The following is a 15,648-nucleotide window of genomic DNA, read 5'->3' as shown; positions in this document are numbered from 1 at the left end:
GAAAGCCTGCGTGGTCATGCTCCGCCGCCTCCGCCGGTCCGCCGTTTCACCGGGCGGTGTGGCATCGGGTAGGTCGGCTCCCACGCTCTTGTCGACCGTAGCGAACTCGTGCCGCGGCTTTCCGGCACCCGTCGCCTGCGGTCGGCGGGCGGCTGGCGGCGAGGGGCCTGACGTGGTCGTTCGGTTCGGGCGCGCGGCGCCACTTTGCGCGGCGCCGGCGGGGTGTACACCTCGGGCACCGGTAGTCGGAGCAGCCTGCTGAGCCTGCCGTCCTGACCTGCCTTCAACGCCGACACCGCTTCGGGTTCGTGCCGGGCGGCGCTGGCGATGATGCCGAACATGAACAGCGTGATCGCCAGCGACGAACCACCGGCCGAGACGAGCGGCAACTGCAGACCGGTCACCGGCAGCAGCCCGACGACATAGCCGATGTTGATCAGTGCCTGCGCGGTGATCCAGGTGGTGGCGGTAGCGGTGAGCAGGCGCAGGAACGGGTCGACCGAGCGCAGTGCGATGCGGATACCCGCGTAGACGAACAGGGCGAGCAGCGCCAAGACCAGCATGCAGCCCAGGAAGCCGAGTTCCTCGCCGATGATGGCGAAGATGAAGTCGTTGTGCGAGTTGGGCAGGTAGCTCCACTTCGCGCGGCTCTGTCCGAGGCCACGGCCCCAGATACCGCCGTCGGCGAGGGAGTACTTGGCTTGACGCGCCTGGTAGTTGACCCCCTGCGGATCGTCACCGGGATTGAAGAACGCGCGCACACGGTCGGAGCGGTACCCGGCCGACAGTGCCAGCACGGAAGCGGCGACCAGACCGGTCACCATGATCCCGACGAACAGTCGCGCCGGCAGCCCGCCGAACCACAGCAGCGCCATCAGCACGATGCCGAGGGCGATGGTGGTCGACAGGTTCGGCTCGAGCACCACCAGCAGGCACACCAGCAGACCCGCGGGCACCAGCGGGACCAGGATGTCCTTGAGCTGGGCGCCCCGGCGCGAGGCGAGCAGGTGCGCACCCCACACGATCAGGGTCACCTTGACGACTTCGGAGGGCTGGATCGACAGCGGGCCGATGTCGAACCAGCGGCGCGCGCCGCCGTGGATCGCGCCGATGCCCGGGATGAGCACCAGCACCAACGCGAGCACCGAGATACTGAAGATCGGGAACGACCACTGGCGCAAGAACCGCAGCGGCAACCGCAACGCCACATAGAAGGCGATGGCACCGAGCCCGGCGAACATGGCCTGCTGGATGAACAACGCGTAGGCCGAACCACCACCGGCGTAGGCCTCGACGCTCGACGCCGACAGCACCATCACCAGACCCAGCACGGTGAGCAGGGTCGCGATGGTGACGATCAGATGGAACGACGCGAGCGGCCGGGCCAGCCACGCACCGAAGCGCTCCCCCGCCCAATTCGGCTGCCCCGAACTCTTGCGGCGAGTACTCGCGCCCGCCTGGCCCTTAGCGACCCGGCTGTCGTCCACGCTGCCCCGGCTCTTAACCACGCTGCCCCCTCTTGGGCGGTGACTGCTCGGCCGGGCGCGCCTTCGTCACAGCGCCCGCCCGATGTCACCATCTTCCAGTGCCGTCACCGCATCCACGAAACAGCGTCCGCGATGGGTGTAGTCGTCGTACATGTCGAGGGAAGCGGCCGCGGGCGCGAGCAGGACAGTGTCTCCGGCGCGAGCCAGACCCGCCGCGGCGCGCACCGCGCGGCCCATGACCGCCTCGGCTCGCTGCGATCTCGACGACTCCATGTCTGCATCGTCTCCCGCATCCAGCTCGATGACCGGGACTTCGGGTGCGTGTCGCGTCATCGCGGCGGCGATCACCGGCGCGTCGGCCCCGAACAGCACCGCGCCGACCAGCCGGTCACCGATCTCTTCGATCAGATCGTCGACACTCGCGCCCTTGAGCAGACCGCCCGCCACCCAGACCACCTGCGGGTGCGCCATGATCGCGGCGCGCGCGGCGTGCGGGTTGGTGGCCTTGGAGTCGTCGATGAACTCCACACCGCCGAGTTCGCGCACGAACGCGGTGCGGTGCGGGCCCACCTTGTGTTCGGCGAGGCCTTCCTTGACGAACTGCGGCGCCACGTCGATGGCCCTGGTCAGCGCGGACGCGGCCAGCGCGTCGGCGATGCCTGCGGGTCCCGGCGGGCTGATGTCGCTGGTCTCGGCGAGGATCGCGGCCTTGGTGAAGGCGCGGTCGAGGAGTTTGCCGTCGACCACACCCAGCTCACCGTCGGCGGGAACACCGATCCGGAAGCCGACGGTGCGCCGCGCCTTGGCCTTGCGGGCCAGTGCTCCCGCGACCGGGTCGTCGAGGCCGACGACACCGACGCGACCGGTCAGCGCGCGGGCCTTCGCCGCGGCGTAGGCATCGAGACCGCCGTGCCAGTCCAGGTGATCCTCGGCGACATTGAGCACGACGCCTGCCTCGGGTCGCACCGACGGCGCCCAGTGCAGCTGGAACGAGGACAGCTCGACGGCGAGAACCTGCGGGCCGGGGTTGCGGCGCAGTGCGTCCAGGATCGGCAGGCCGATATTGCCGCAGGCCACGCTGGAGATGCCGGCGGCGCGCAGGATCGAATGCGTCATCTGGGTGGTGGTGGTCTTGCCGTTGGTGCCGGTGATCACCAGCCATTTGCGGACCGGCCCGTAGATGCGGGCCTGATCGACCCACCAGGCGAATTCGACGTCGCCCCAGACGGGCACGCCCTCGGTGACCGCCGAGACCAGCACCGGCGAATCCGGTCGCCAGCCCGGGCTGGTGATCACGAGCGCGAACCGGCTCAGGTCGGCGCTTTCGAGTTCGACGCTGGTGGCGATCTCGAGGCCGAGTTCGGCGGCCTCGGCGAGCGCCTTCGCGCCGTTGTCGGTGACCACGGGGTGGGCGCCGATATCGCGCAGCGGTTCGATCAGCGAGCGCCCGGAGACGCCCCAACCGGCGACGAGAACGTCGCGGCCACGCAGGAATTCGAGCATCGGGCCCGGGGAACGCAGGGCGCGGGGCGAGTGTTCGACCATGTCTCTACTCACCCGACCTGTGACAGATATTCGCTGTAGAACAGGCCGAGGCCCACTGCGGCGGAGATGCCCGCCAAAATCCAGAACCGGATGATCACCGTGGTTTCGGCCCACTTACTCAACTCGAAGTGATGGTGGAACGGCGCCATCTTGAACAACCGATTGCGCGTGGTGCGGTACACCGCCACCTGCAGCATGACCGATGCCGCCTCGGCGACGAACAACGCGCCGATCACGGCCATCAGCAGCTCGGTGCGGGTGGTGATCGACAGACCGGCGATCAGGCCGCCGAGGGCCAGCGAACCGGTGTCGCCCATGAAGATTCGCGCGGGCGCGGCGTTCCACCACAGGAATCCGATACACGCGGCGGCCGCGGCGGCGCAGACCAACGCCAGGTCCAGCGGGTCGCGCACGTTGTAGCACCCGGCTTCGGGACTGGTGGAGCAGGAGTTGCGGTACTGCCAGAAGGTGATGATCACGTACGCGCCGAGCAGCAGGCTCATCGAACCGGCCGCGAGACCGTCGAGGCCGTCGGTCAGGTTGACCGCGTTGGACCAGGCCACGACCAGGAACAGCACCCAGACGACGAAGATGATCGCGCCCATCGACACCGTGTTCCAGTCGCGCACGTACGACAGGTGCTTGCTGGCGGGGCTGAGCCCGTCGGTGCTGCGGAACTGCAGGGCCAGCACCGCGAAGATGACCGCCGCGGCGGTCTGCCCGATGTACTTGCCCGCGGCCGAGAGCCCGAGGTTGCGCTGCTTGCGCAGCTTGATGAAGTCGTCGAGGAAACCGACGACGCCGAGCGCGGTGGTGAGCCCGAGCACGAGCAGACCCGACGCCGTCGGACCCTCCGCGTCGTAGCCGATGCCGATCAGGTGCGAGCCGAGATAGCCCGCCCACATACCGATCAGGATCGCGACACCGCCCATGGTCGGGGTGCCGCGCTTGGCCTGGTGACTGGCCGGGCCGTCGACCCGGATCTCCTGGCCGAAGCCCTGTCTGGCGAACACCCGAACCAGCAACGGCGTCAGCAGGATCGACACCGCCAGTGCGATCCCCGCCGCGAACAGAATTTGCCTCATCGAGCTGTATTACCTTCCGCTGCCCCGGTCAGGTGCTCGGCGACGGCCCACAGGCCCACCGCCTTCGACGCCTTGACCAGTACCACATCGCCTGCGGCGATCTCGTCGTCGAGCAGCGCGATCGCCGCGTCGATATCGGGAACGAGGATCGATTCCTCGCCCCATGAGCCTTCCATCACCGCTCCCTGGTGCATGCCGTGGGAGGGTCGTCCGGTGCCGACCACGATCAACCGGTCGACGTCGAGGCGCACGGCCAGGCGTCCGATCGCGTCGTGTTCGATCACCGAGGTGTCGCCGAGTTCGCCCATTTCGCCGAGCACGGCCCAGCTGCGCCGCGGCTCGTCGGCCGATTTCGCCAGGGTGACCAGCGCTTTGAGCGCCGCGCGCACCGAGTCGGGGTTGGCGTTGTAGGAGTCGTTGATGACAGTGACGCCCGCGGGGGTGGTCGTCACGTCCATCCGGCGGACCGAGGCCGCGGTGGCGCCGGACAGCGCCTGGGCGACGGTCGCCAGGTCGGCGCCGCATTCGAGAGCGACGGCAGCGGCGGCCAGGGCGTTGCCGACCTGGTGTTCGCCGTGCACAGCCAGTCGCACCGGGATCGATTCGCCGCCCACGTGCAGGGTGAAGTGGGCGCGGGCCTGGTCGTCGGTGATCACGTCGGTGGCGCGGATGTCGGCGTCGCCGGACAGGCCGACCTTCACCACGCGTGCCTTGGTGCGCGACGCCATGGCCGAGACATTGGGGTCGTCGGCGTTGAGCACCGCCAGCCCCTCGGCGGGCAGCGCCTCGACGAGCTCGCCCTTGGCTTGCGCGATCGCCTCGCGGCTCCCGAATTCGCCGAGGTGGGCGGTGCCGACATTGAGCACGACACCGATCCGAGGCGGTGCGATGCGGGCCGCGGCGGCGATGTGGCCGACACCGCGAGCCGACAGTTCGAGCGCGAGAAACTTGGTGTCCAGACCGGCGCGCAGGGCCGTCCACGGGTGGCCGAGTTCGCTGTTGAACGAGCCCGGCGGGGCGATGACCGGACCCAGCGGCGCCAGCACGGCGGCCAGCAGATCCTTGGTCGAGGTCTTGCCGGAGGACCCGGTGACGCCGACGACGGTGAGACCGGTGCGCTCGGCCAGCTTCTCGGTGCTGACCCGCGCCAGCTCGGCCAGCGCGGCCAGCACGGCCGCGCCGGAGCCGACGCTGTCATCGTGGCTGAGCGCCACCGACGTCCCCGGAACTGCGCCGAGCTCGGGTGCCACGACAATGGCGGGCACGCCGACCGGGCGGGCAGCCAGTACCGCGACCGCCCCGGCGGCGACCGCCTTCGCGGCGTAGTCGTGTCCGTCGGAGTTGGCGCCGGGTAGGGCGAGGAACAGATCGCCGGAACCGATTCGGCGCGAATCGAATTCGACCGAACCGGTCACCAGTGCCTGGGGGTCGGGTACGTCGTGCAGCTCGCCGCCGACAACGTCCGCGATCTCCCGCAGTGTCATCTCGATCATGAAACTGTCAAGTCCTCCGAGTCCGTGTGCGGACTGTGTCGTCTCCGCAGGGCATCCAGCGCCGCCGCGACCACCTCGCGGTCGTCGAAGGGATGCTTGACGCCCTTGATCTCCTGGCCCGCCTCGTGGCCCTTGCCCGCGACGAGCACCACATCGCCCGCACGCGCCCAGGCGATGGCCGCGGCGATGGCCGCCGCGCGGTCACCGATCTCGCGGATCTCGCCGCGTTCGGTGGCCGGGAGTTCGTGCGCACCGGCCACCACGGCGGACCTGATGGCCGCCGGGTCCTCGGTGCGTGGGTTGTCGTCGGTGACGATCACCAGGTCGGCGCGGGCTGCCGCGGCGCCCATGAGCGGGCGTTTGGCCACGTCACGGTCGCCACCGGCGCCGAGCACGACAGCCAGCCGACCCGTACCCGCTTCGACGAGGTGGCCGCGCAGAGTGGTGACCACGGACTCGATGGCGGCGGGCTTGTGCGCGTAGTCGACGACGGCGAGGAAGTCCTGGCCGCACTCGACGCGCTGCATCCGGCCCGGCACGTCCACACCGGCCAGCGCCGGAGCCGCGATCCCCGGATCGACGCCTGCGGCAGCGCAAGTGGCGACGGCCAGCAGCGCGTTGGCGACGTTGTAGCGCCCGGGCAGGCGCAGGCGCACCGCCAGTTCGCCGTCGGGTCCGGCGGCGGTGAATTCCTGCTCGCCGCCGGTGGTCTTGATGTCGCCGCTGACCTGCCAGGTCGCCGCGCCGGTGGTCGACACGGTGACCGGTTCGACCAGATCACCGGCCAGGCGGGTGCCCCATTCGTCGTCGACGCAGATCACCGCGGTGCGCGCGGCAACCGGCGAATCCGCGTCGAACAGCCGACGTTTCGCGGCGAAGTAGTCCTCGAAGTCCTTGTGAAAGTCGAGATGGTCCTGCGAGAGGTTGGTGAACGCGCCGACCGCGAACCGCACGCCGTCGACCCGGCCCAGCGCGAGCGCGTGGCTCGACACCTCCATCACGACCGCGTCGACACCCTGCTCGACCATCGCGGCGAACATCGCGTGCAGCTGCGGCGCTTCGGGCGTGGTGAGCGCACTCGGCACCCGCTGCCCGCCGATCCGCGTTTCGATGGTGCCGATCAGCCCGGTGGACAGTCCGGCCGCGGCCAGACCGGCTTCCACCAGATACGAGGTGGTGGTCTTACCCGAGGTGCCGGTGATGCCGACGATGCGCAGCCGATCGCTGGGGTGGCCGTAGATCTCGGCGGAGAGTTCGCCGAGTACCGCGCGGGGCTGCTCGCGCACCAGCACGGGCACCGCGACGTCACCGATCAGCTCGGCGCCCGCGGCATCGGTGAACACGGCGACCGCGCCGTTCGCGATCGCGTCGGCGGCGAATCGGGCGCCGTGCGAGTTCGCGCCGGGCAGCGCGGCGAACAGGTCGCCGGCGCGCACCGCGTTGGATCGTTGCTCGATGCCGGTGACCGTCACCTCGGCGGACACCGGGGCAACCGACGTGGCCCCGGTGAGGTCCGCCACGGCCTGCAGCGATGTCGACAGCGGAGTGGTTGGCCGGAGCGCGTGCGGGCTGGACTGCGCGGGCACAAGGCTCCTCTCTGAGAGTGATCGAGCGCGTGGGCGAGACGAGCAGTCAGGTTACCGACGCGCGGTGTCGGTCGGACAACGCGGGTTGAGTTAATTGGTGTTCTCGGCCCGCCCGCCTCCGGACTGAGTGGACGGTGCGACGAAGGGGCCGAGAACTACGGCACCAGCCGTTATGACACCGCCTCCAGCACCAGTCGCTTGGCCTCCGGGGAGGGCGGCACCCGGTCGCGCTGCAACGCCCAGGAGGCGATGCTGTGGAACAGCGGTGCGGCCGAGCCGCCCCCGGTGCCGTCGGAGCTGCGCACGGGCGCGTCGAGCATCATGCCGATCACGTAGCGGGGGTTGTCGGCGGGCGCCATCCCGGCGAACGTGCTGTAGAACGACGAAGTCGAGTAGCAGCGGCACGCGGGGTCGACCTTCTGCGCGGTGCCGGTCTTGCCCGCCACCTGGTACCCCTCGATCGAGGCGGGTGCGCCGGTGCCCATCTGGACACCCATCGGGTCCTTCTGCACGGTCGCCTGGAACAGCTCACGCAGGGTGTGCGCGGTCTGCGGGCTGACCACACGCACGCCGTCGGGCTGCAACTCCTCGGTGCGGGTGCCGTCGGGGGCGACCTTGGCCTTGACGATGCGCGGCGGGATCCGCAGGCCGTCGTTGGCGATGGCCTGGTACATGGCCGTCATCTGCAGGGTCGTCATCGAGAGTCCCTGACCGATGGGCAGATTCGCGAAGGAACCGCCGGACCACTGATCGCGGGCGGGTACCTGGCCGCCGCTCTCGCCGGGCAGGCCGACGCCGGTGCGCTGGCCGAGCCCGAAGCGGGTGACCATGTCGGCGAAGCGGTCCTCGCCCACGCGCTGGGCGAGCATGAGAGTGCCGACGTTGGAAGACTTTCCGAAGATGCCGGTGGTCGTATAGGGCGCGACATCGTGCTGCCACGCATCGTTCACCGTGACGCCCGACATCCGGATCGAGCCCGGCACCTGCAGTACTTCGTCGGGGGTGGTCACGCCGTATTCGATGGCGGCCGCCGCGGTGATGATCTTGTTCACCGAGCCGGGTTCGAAGGGCTCGGAGACCGAGGGGTTGCCCATCTTGCCCGAGGCCCAATGGTTCGGGCCCAGTGCGGGATTGAAGGTACCGTCGTTGGCCATCGCGAGCACCTGGCCGGTCTTGGCGTCGAGCACCACCGCCGAGGCGGAGGACGCGCCGGAGACCTGTTTGGCCTGCTGCACCTGCTGCTGCACGTAGTACTGCAGGTCCGCGTCCAGGGTCAGCTCGACGCCGTAGCCGTTCACCGCCGGCTGCAGATCCCGGTAGCTGCCGGGGATCACCGCGCCGTCGGAACCCTGGTCGTAGGTGCGCGAACCGTCAGTACCCGAGAGCACCGAATCCAGTGCCGATTCCAGACCCATCTGACCGTGCCGGTCGCCGCCGATCGCGCCGACGACATTGGACGCCAGCGAACCACCCGGGTACTCGCGCAGGTCCTGCCGTTCGGCGCCGACCTCCGGGAACTTGGCGGTGATCTCGGCAGCCACGCGCGGATCGACGTTCTTGGCCAGATAATGGAACTTCTTGTCGCTCTTGAGTTTGTCGAGCAGTTCCTGCTCGGTGGGCGCCCCGAGCTTGTCGTGGATGAACTTCGCGATGTCCTCGAGCCGCTGTTCGGGGTCCGGCGCACTGGGCTTCAGCTTCTTGGCTTCGACCATTTTCTCGCGCTCGGTCACCGGCTGGAAGGTCAGAGCTTTCACGGTGAGGGTGAAGGCGAGCTGGTTGCCGTGCCGGTCGGTGATGGGGCCGCGCACGGCCGCTTCGGTGGCCTTGATGGTGCGCTGCGAGGCCGCCTGCGCCGACAGCGCGGGAGCGGCGAGACTCTGAATGTAGAGCAGCTGCAACGCGACCACGGCCAACGAGGCCAGCAGGGTGACCCGGCCGACGCCGAGGCGCAGGCGGATCGGCCGGTCCGGCGAGAGCGAGCCTGCACGGCGGGCCCTCGACGAGACCGGCCCGCGTCGCTGCTGCGACGCGGGCCCGCTCTGCTTCATCGAGGACCATCCTGCGATTCGACGACCTGCGGCTGTTCACTCGGCGGTCCGGCCGAGGGGGCTCGTAGTGCGGGGGCCGGAGCCACCGCACCCGGTAACGGCGCACCGGCCGGAATCGGCGGGTCGGCCACGACATCCGGTGCGAGCGCGGGCGTGTCGGCCGAGACCAGCGGTGCACCCTGACCCGCGACGTCGATGCGATCGGGCACCGTCGCCGGGGCGAGCGGGGCCGGGGCAGCGCCGTCCACCGGAGCGGGGACTTCACCGTTCGCCGACGGTGCCTGACCGTTCGCCGGAGCGGGGACGGCTGCTTCGACCGGGGCTGGAGCGACCGGAGCGACCGCGGGCTGCGGCGCGTTCACGGTGGGGGCCGTCGGCGCGGGCGGAGACGCGAGCACGTTCGCCGGCACACTGCTGGGCGCGGCACCGGCGGGCGCGCTCGGACTCGCGGTGGCCGCACCCGGCTGCACCGGCACGACCCGCTCGCCCTGCGCCTGGGCGTGTCCCGGCGCCGGGGTGTTCGGGGCGGTGGTCGGCGGACCGTTCAGCGGCGGCACCGGTGCACCCTGCGCGGGCGTCGGATTACCGATCACGGTGACCTCGCCGTCGGCGCCGATCACCAGCCGGGCCGGATCCTTCGCGGGGATCATGCCGAGCTCACGTGCGCGAGCGGCCAATTCGGGAGCGGAGTCGGCGGCGGCGACCTCGCGCTGCAGCGCGGCCCGCTCGTCGTCGAGCTTGCGGTTGACCGCCCTGGCGTCACCGAGCTGATAGCTGTCCTCGGCGGCGCGGGTGGTGAGCAACAGGGTCAGGGCGAGGCCGCAGCCGAGCAGTCCGATGATCGCGGTGACGAACGGGATCCGCCCCGCCATCGTCGAGGCCCGTTCGGGCAGCTCGATGCCGTCGAGCAGCTGTTCCCTGGTGCGCTTGCGGGCGTAGGCCCGCTCTGCCGCACCGGACTTCACTCGTTCGGCCGCCGCTACGCGCCGGGCCGTCTTGCTCGGCACCGCGACTGTCGTCCGCACGCTCATCGTGTCCCCTCCTGTGTCCTCCCTGACCTCTCCGCGATTCGTTCGGCCGCGCGCATCCGCACCGGCGCGGATCGCGGATTGACCTCGATCTCGGACTCGGTCGCTTTTTCCGCTCCACGGGTCAGCATCCGGAATTCCGGTCCCATGCCGGGCAGTTCGACCGGCAGGTCCATCGGCGACCGGGACACGATCCGTGGCGCGAGTTCGTGTTTGACCAGCCGGTCTTCGAGCGACTGGTACGACATGACGCAGATCCGTCCGCCCACACGCAGTGAATCCAGTGCCGCGGGCAGGGCCGCCCGCAGCGAGTCGAGCTCGCCGTTGACCTCCACCCGCAGCGCCTGGAACGAGCGCTTGGCCGGATGTCCGCCGGTGCGGCGCGCCGCGGCCGGAATGGTCGCGTAGAGCACCTCGACGAGTTCGGCGCTGGTGGTGAACGGCTTGACCGCCCGCCTGCGCAGCACCTCCGAGGCGATCTTGCCCGCGAACCGTTCGTCGCCATAGGTTTTCAGCACCCTGGCCAGGTCGCCGTGGCTGTAGGTGTTGAGCACGTCGGCCGCGGTGATCCCGGTGGTCGGGTCCATGCGCATGTCCAGCGGTGCGTCGACGGAGTACGCGAAGCCGCGTTCGGCCTCGTCGAGCTGCATCGAGGACACACCCAAATCCATGAGGATGGCTGAGACGGAACCGGTTTCGTCGAGCCCCGCTTCGGCCAGAGCCGCGGGGATACCGTCGTAGCGGGTGTGCACCAGCGTGATCCGGTCGGCGTAGGGCGCCAGGCGCTCGCCCGCCATCCGCAACGCGGTGGTGTCGCGGTCGAGACCGACCAGACGCGCCTGCGGGTAGGTACGCAGGAAATGCTCGGCGTGCCCGCCCAATCCGAGGGTCGCGTCGATGTAGACGGCGCCCGGTTCACTCAGCGCGGGGCCGAGCAGATCGTCGGCGCGCTCGAGCAGAACCGGCACATGACGGGGGTTCTCGGCGTCATGGTTCACCTCGACCTCCCGGGATACTGCCTCGCGTCGCAGACGGATCGCCGTGCCACACAGTGCTTTTCGAATGAGTGCTTGTCGAACGAGTTGATGCGAATGCTTCGAGGTCTCTGACCGGGGCAAGGCACCTGGCGTCGGGGAAGTACGTCAGGGTCCACGCCCGGGCAGAGGCCTCGCAGCACTCGCGTGCTCCGGGTCAGAAGATTCCGCCCAGCGACTCGTCTCCGGCTTGCGCGTAGTCCTCCTCGTGTTCCTCGAGGTAGGTCTCCCACGCCTGCTTATCCCATATTTCGAGGAAGTCGACCGAACCGATCACCACGCAATCCCGCGAGAGGTTCGCATAGCGCCGATGGTCCGGCGACAGCGTGATCCGGCCCTGTGCATCCGGACGTTGCTCGTCGGTGCCCGCCGCCAGCGCTCGAACGAAAGCCCTTGCCTGCGGGTTACTTCGGGACGCCGACGCGGCTCGCCGCGCGAGCGCGGTGAACTCGTCTTTCGGATACACGGCCAGGCTGTGGTCTTGGCCTTTCGTGACCATCAACCCTCCCGCCAGATCGTCTCGAAATTTCGCAGGCAACGTCAGCCGCCCTTTGTCGTCCAATCGGGGGGTGTAGGTACCGAGGAACATCTCGGCCACCTCCCTACTGGATTCACCTCGCCGTACGGCCTCTCCTGTAGTGCGCGACCCACATTACCCCACTTTCCCCCACTTTCAATCGAAACCCTGAGTGATCCTGCTCCCCGCCAAGACAATTCCGCAGGTCATCCCAGCTATCACTGAGATTCGCGGTTATCCCGTGTTCGGGCAACCCGCGCGGGTCGGCAACCCCTCGTTCCGACAACGTTCAGCAAACATCGCAGGTGCGACATCGGTCGAGTGGCCGGGCGGGGGAAGTGTGGGGAGCGGTGGGGAAGGTGGGGGAACCGCCCTGGCCTCGCGTTCTGACAGTCACCGCACCCATGGACGCACGAAAGCGGCGCCACACCCGTGCTGGATGTGGCGCCGCCAACGTTGTCGGCTAGGTCTGAGCTATTCCTGCTCGAACCGTCGCCGGAATCGGTCTTCCATTCGCTCGGAGAAGCCGCCGGACTTGCGCTGGCGACCACCGCGGGCCGGGTGCCCCGTGGTCGGGCCGCTGCCCGCCGCGGGAGGCTCGGTCGCGTCCGGTCGGGCGGCGCGACGCGAGTTGCCGATCATCAACAGGACACCAGCGCCGAACATGGCGATGAATCCGACGAGACTGATGATCGGGAAACCGCCCGGCTTGAACGGGGCGGCGATGCCGGCGACGAGCAGAAAGAGGCCGACGGCGAACAACGCCGCAGCTTGGAGTCTGCGTCGACTCGACGTGGAGCGAAGACGTCCGCCGCGGACGGACGAGGCGAACTTCGGATCCTCAGCATAGAGAGCGCTCTCGATCTGTTCGAGCATGCGCTGCTCGTGCTCGGAGAGTGGCACGGTACCTCCCCCGGCACTAGGCGTGGCTGGTCGCCTCCGGGTAGGCGACGGGTAGCCGACCTTGGCGGCTATCTGCTCCCCATGATACGAGTTCGATCGGTGGCGTACCACCTACTCGGTCATAACTAAGCGGTCATGTCGCGGCCACGACTCGGCTGCGGGAGGCTCTTAGCCGCGGCTACCAGCGCATCGTCGACGTCGTAGAGGAATGCGCCCACCCGTGAGCAGAACTCGTCAGCTTGTGTGTCGGTGATCGCTCGGTCCAATCCGGCCTCCAGCGCGGCCCGTAATTGCGAGTGCGCCTCGAAGTAGTCGGCCCACATCACGAACTCCGGGCTGGCGCGTCTCAGTAACACCCAGGCGCTACGCGAGCGTGCCCGCGGCGCGCGATCGGCGCCGGTGAGGGCGATCATCGAGCCCGCGCCGCGCAGCGCGGCCAGGTACGCGGTGCGGAACCGTTCCCCCGGTTCGTGCTCCCAGGCGGAATCGGTGAGCAGCGCATCGGCCTGGCGTAGTAGTCCGCCGGCTCGCCCGTCGTGGCCCGCGTGCGCTCGACCATCGTTGTGACCAGCCATCTGCTGCCCCTTTCGCCCCTCGCACTGATCGAACTAACATTCGAACGTTTGAATTGAGATTGAATATAGGGACACCCACCGACAACTTTCCGCGTCCGCGCGCCATCGACGAGAGCCATGACAGCCGTCAAGCCGAATCACACCCCCGCACCCGTCATCGTCGACCTCAGCGTCGCCGCCCTGCGCGCACGCCTGCACGACGCCCTGTCGGTCTATGTCGCCGCCATGGAATACCCCCGTGGCACCGAGCATCACCGCGCCCCGATGTGGACCGAACACACCACCAGGGCCGGCTGGCGGGCGGTGGCCGCGGTGCTGCCCGACGATGCGGGCGGCGTCGACCTGCGCACCGCGCCGATCCTGGCGATCGCCTACGGGTACAGCGGTGCGCCGCGTCAGTGGTGGCACCAGCAGGTACAGACCGGTATGCGGCGCTGCGGATGGCCCGACACCGCCGCCCGTGACCTGCTCGCCGACTATTTCGAACTCACCGAGCTGCACGTCCACCCGGCGGCGCAGGGCCGCGGGATCGGCGCGCGCCTGCTCGAGCGGTTGCTGGCCGACCGCGCCGAGGCCGCGGTGCTGCTGTCGACGCCGGAGGTCCCGGAGGAGGCGAACCGGGCCTGGAAGTTGTACCGGCGGGCCGGATTCACCGATGTGATCCGCAATTTCGTGTTCGCGGGCGATACCCGGCCGTTCGCCATCCTCGGCCGCAGGCTGCCGATGCCGCCCACGCACCCATGACGACGGTGGTGGTCGGATCCGGCCACAACGCGCTGGTCGCGGCCTGTTATCTGGCCCGGGCCGGGCACCGGGTGCAGGTGCTCGAGCGCGACGAGGTGCCCGGTGGCGCGGTATCGACGGTGGCGCGATTCCCCGGCCATCTCGTTGATCGTGGATCTTCGGCGCACATCATGATCCGGCACACCGGGATCATCGAGGAGCTCGAGCTCGAACGGTTCGGGTTGCGTTATCTCGACTGTGATCCCTGGGGCTTCACACCGTCCGACGGTGCGCGCCCGCCGATCGTGTTCCACCGTGACCTCGACGAGACGTGCGCCTCGATCGCGGCCGCCTGCGGTGTCAAGGACGCTGACGCATATCGCCGCTTCGTCGAGGTGTGGGGCGAGCGCAGCGCACGGGTGATGCGGTCGTTCGGCGGGCCGCCGACGCCGGGCAGGCTCGTTCGCTCGTTCTGGGGGCTGGACGCGCGGGCCGGCGGATCGGCGTTGTCGCGGGAGTTCCTGCAGTCCGGTGACGCGCTACTGGACTTCTGGTTCGACGACGAACGGCTCAAGGCGTCGCTCGCGTGGTTCGGCGCGCAGTCGGGTCCGCCGATGTCGGAGCCGGGAACGGCGCCGATGGCCGGGTTCGCCGCGCTCATGCACACAGTGCCGCCCGGGCGTGCGGTGGGTGGGAGTGGGGCGCTCAGCGCGGCGTTGATCGCGCGCCTGCGGGCCGACGGTGGCGAGCTGCACACCGGCGACGCCGTCACCTCGCTGCGCCGATCCGGCAGCGGGTGGCAGGTGGCGACCGAATCGGGCCGGACACTGCACGCCGACACGGTGATCGCGGGTTCCCATATCCTGTCGACACTCGACCTGTTGCGCGCGGGCGATTTCGACCCCCAGGTCCTCGACGACTGGCAGCGCCGCATCCGGGTCGGCCCCGGCATCGGCATGGTCGTGCGCCTGGCCACCGACCGGCTACCCGAATACCCCGGCGCCTCCCCCGCCGAATCCGCCCGTGGTCTGCAGTTTCTCGTCTCCGACCGCCGGCAGCTGCGACTGGCTCACGGCGCCGCCACGGCCGGTTCGCTGCCGCCACGCCCGGTGGTGCTGGCGATGAGTTTCAGCGCGCTCGACCCGTCCATCGCGCCCGCGGGCGAACATCAGCTGTCGCTGTGGGCGCAGTGGCATCCCTACGAGCTCGCCGACGGCGGCGACTGGGCAGCACACGCCGAGCACGAGGCGGACCGGATCATCGCCGAGGTCGACCGGTACGCCCCGGGTTTCACCTCGTCGGTGCTCCGGCGATTCGTGCAGACGCCGGTCGATCTCGAGCGGGAGATGGGTCTGCGCGGCGGCAACGTCATGCATGTGGAGATGTCACTCGATCAGATGATGCTGTGGCGGCCGCTGCCCGAGCTGTCGGGCCAGCGCGTCCCCGGCGCTCCCGGCCTGTATCTGACCGGCGCATCCACCCATCCCGGCGGCGGAGTCTCCGGAGCCAGCGGGCGCAGCGCGGCCCGGTTGGTCCTCGGCGACGGGCGCAAGCGCCGGTTCACGCCGCTGCGCAAGCGATGAAGGCCTGCCCGCCACACCGCCGGAGTCAGCGGCACGGCAGC

13 protein-coding genes are annotated in these 15,648 nt (G+C 69.6%); 2 read left to right on the top strand and 11 right to left on the bottom strand.

The genetic code is table 11. The features are described from left to right. Positions 1–14: 14 nt before the first annotated feature. The 11 genes from ftsW to ACWGCN_RS18695 all read right to left on the bottom strand — a co-directional run bounded on the left by ftsW (position 15) and on the right by ACWGCN_RS18695 (position 13,301). Positions 15–1,388: a putative lipid II flippase FtsW gene (gene ftsW / locus ACWGCN_RS18745; protein ID WP_378992685.1), complete on the bottom strand. Its 1,374-nt coding sequence runs from the start codon at positions 1,386–1,388 to the stop codon at positions 15–17. 165 nt (positions 1,389–1,553) lie between these two features. Then, positions 1,554–2,990, bottom strand: coding sequence for a UDP-N-acetylmuramoyl-L-alanine--D-glutamate ligase (murD, locus tag ACWGCN_RS18740; RefSeq protein WP_378636836.1), 1,437 nt, complete (start codon positions 2,988–2,990; stop codon positions 1,554–1,556). Between the two features lie 50 nt (positions 2,991–3,040). Then, on the bottom strand, positions 3,041–4,117 hold the full coding sequence (mraY, locus tag ACWGCN_RS18735) for a phospho-N-acetylmuramoyl-pentapeptide-transferase (RefSeq protein WP_101463569.1): 1,077 nt from the start codon (positions 4,115–4,117) through the stop codon (positions 3,041–3,043). Further along, complete coding sequence (locus ACWGCN_RS18730) at positions 4,114–5,610, bottom strand: UDP-N-acetylmuramoyl-tripeptide--D-alanyl-D-alanine ligase (protein ID WP_378992589.1); 1,497 nt, start codon at positions 5,608–5,610, stop codon at positions 4,114–4,116. Before ACWGCN_RS18730 ends, mraY begins: the two co-directional genes overlap by 4 nt. Beyond that, positions 5,607–7,196 carry a UDP-N-acetylmuramoyl-L-alanyl-D-glutamate--2,6-diaminopimelate ligase gene (locus tag ACWGCN_RS18725; protein WP_452459934.1) on the bottom strand — a complete coding sequence of 530 codons (1,590 nt, stop codon included), beginning with the start codon at positions 7,194–7,196 and terminating at the stop codon, positions 5,607–5,609. Before ACWGCN_RS18725 ends, ACWGCN_RS18730 begins: the two co-directional genes overlap by 4 nt. Positions 7,197–7,366: 170 nt before the next feature. Then, the gene (locus ACWGCN_RS18720; RefSeq protein WP_452529061.1) at positions 7,367–9,244 is read right to left on the bottom strand and encodes a peptidoglycan D,D-transpeptidase FtsI family protein; all 1,878 of its coding nucleotides are present in this window, start codon (positions 9,242–9,244) and stop codon (positions 7,367–7,369) included. Continuing rightward, positions 9,241–10,275, bottom strand: coding sequence for a hypothetical protein (locus ACWGCN_RS18715; RefSeq protein ID WP_452458746.1), 1,035 nt, complete (start codon positions 10,273–10,275; stop codon positions 9,241–9,243). The genes ACWGCN_RS18720 and ACWGCN_RS18715 overlap by 4 nt, the downstream gene beginning before the upstream one ends. Next, positions 10,272–11,270 (bottom strand): 16S rRNA (cytosine(1402)-N(4))-methyltransferase RsmH, encoded by a 999-nt coding sequence (gene rsmH / locus ACWGCN_RS18710; protein WP_378921492.1) that lies wholly within the window; start codon positions 11,268–11,270, stop codon positions 10,272–10,274. Before rsmH ends, ACWGCN_RS18715 begins: the two co-directional genes overlap by 4 nt. Before the next feature lie 193 nt (positions 11,271–11,463). Further along, complete coding sequence (mraZ, locus tag ACWGCN_RS18705) at positions 11,464–11,895, bottom strand: division/cell wall cluster transcriptional repressor MraZ (protein ID WP_056816815.1); 432 nt, start codon at positions 11,893–11,895, stop codon at positions 11,464–11,466. 402 nt (positions 11,896–12,297) lie between these two features. Further along, complete coding sequence (locus tag ACWGCN_RS18700; protein WP_378636672.1) at positions 12,298–12,726, bottom strand: DUF3040 domain-containing protein; 429 nt, start codon at positions 12,724–12,726, stop codon at positions 12,298–12,300. Between the two features lie 125 nt (positions 12,727–12,851). Continuing rightward, positions 12,852–13,301, bottom strand: a complete 450-nt coding sequence (locus ACWGCN_RS18695; protein WP_378636670.1) for an SAV_6107 family HEPN domain-containing protein — start codon at positions 13,299–13,301, stop codon at positions 12,852–12,854. A 117-nt stretch (positions 13,302–13,418) separates the two neighbouring features. Here ACWGCN_RS18695 and ACWGCN_RS18690 point away from each other — a divergent pair, with 117 nt between their 5' ends. Together ACWGCN_RS18690 and ACWGCN_RS18685 are read left to right on the top strand one after the other, a co-directional pair. After that, the gene (locus ACWGCN_RS18690; RefSeq protein ID WP_378992583.1) at positions 13,419–14,045 is read left to right on the top strand and encodes a GNAT family N-acetyltransferase; all 627 of its coding nucleotides are present in this window, start codon (positions 13,419–13,421) and stop codon (positions 14,043–14,045) included. Continuing rightward, a complete protein-coding gene (locus tag ACWGCN_RS18685) occupies positions 14,042–15,607 on the top strand; it encodes a phytoene desaturase family protein (RefSeq protein ID WP_378992582.1) in 1,566 nt (521 codons plus the stop codon). Before ACWGCN_RS18690 ends, ACWGCN_RS18685 begins: the two co-directional genes overlap by 4 nt. The last annotated feature ends 41 nt before the right edge of the window (positions 15,608–15,648 follow it).

Source organism: Nocardia sp. NPDC055050 (genome assembly GCF_053608345.1).
Note: the sequence above shows the minus strand (reverse complement) of the source record. Positions and strands in the feature narration are given on the sequence as shown.

Bases quoted from the DNA above. Each gene is read 5' to 3' on its own strand.
- murD (WP_378636836.1), bottom strand. From the start codon at position 2,990: ATGCTCGAATTCCTGCGTGGCCGCGACGTTCTCGTCGCCGGTTGGGGC.
- mraY (WP_101463569.1), bottom strand. From the start codon at position 4,117: ATGAGGCAAATTCTGTTCGCGGCGGGGATCGCACTGGCGGTGTCGATC.
- ACWGCN_RS18730 (WP_378992589.1), bottom strand. From the start codon at position 5,610: ATGATCGAGATGACACTGCGGGAGATCGCGGACGTTGTCGGCGGCGAG.
- ACWGCN_RS18720 (WP_452529061.1), bottom strand. From the start codon at position 9,244: ATGAAGCAGAGCGGGCCCGCGTCGCAGCAGCGACGCGGGCCGGTCTCG.
- ACWGCN_RS18715 (WP_452458746.1), bottom strand. From the start codon at position 10,275: ATGAGCGTGCGGACGACAGTCGCGGTGCCGAGCAAGACGGCCCGGCGC.
- mraZ (WP_056816815.1), bottom strand. From the start codon at position 11,895: ATGTTCCTCGGTACCTACACCCCCCGATTGGACGACAAAGGGCGGCTG.
- ACWGCN_RS18695 (WP_378636670.1), bottom strand. From the start codon at position 13,301: ATGGCTGGTCACAACGATGGTCGAGCGCACGCGGGCCACGACGGGCGA.
- ACWGCN_RS18690 (WP_378992583.1), top strand. From the start codon at position 13,419: ATGACAGCCGTCAAGCCGAATCACACCCCCGCACCCGTCATCGTCGAC.
- ACWGCN_RS18685 (WP_378992582.1), top strand. From the start codon at position 14,042: ATGACGACGGTGGTGGTCGGATCCGGCCACAACGCGCTGGTCGCGGCC.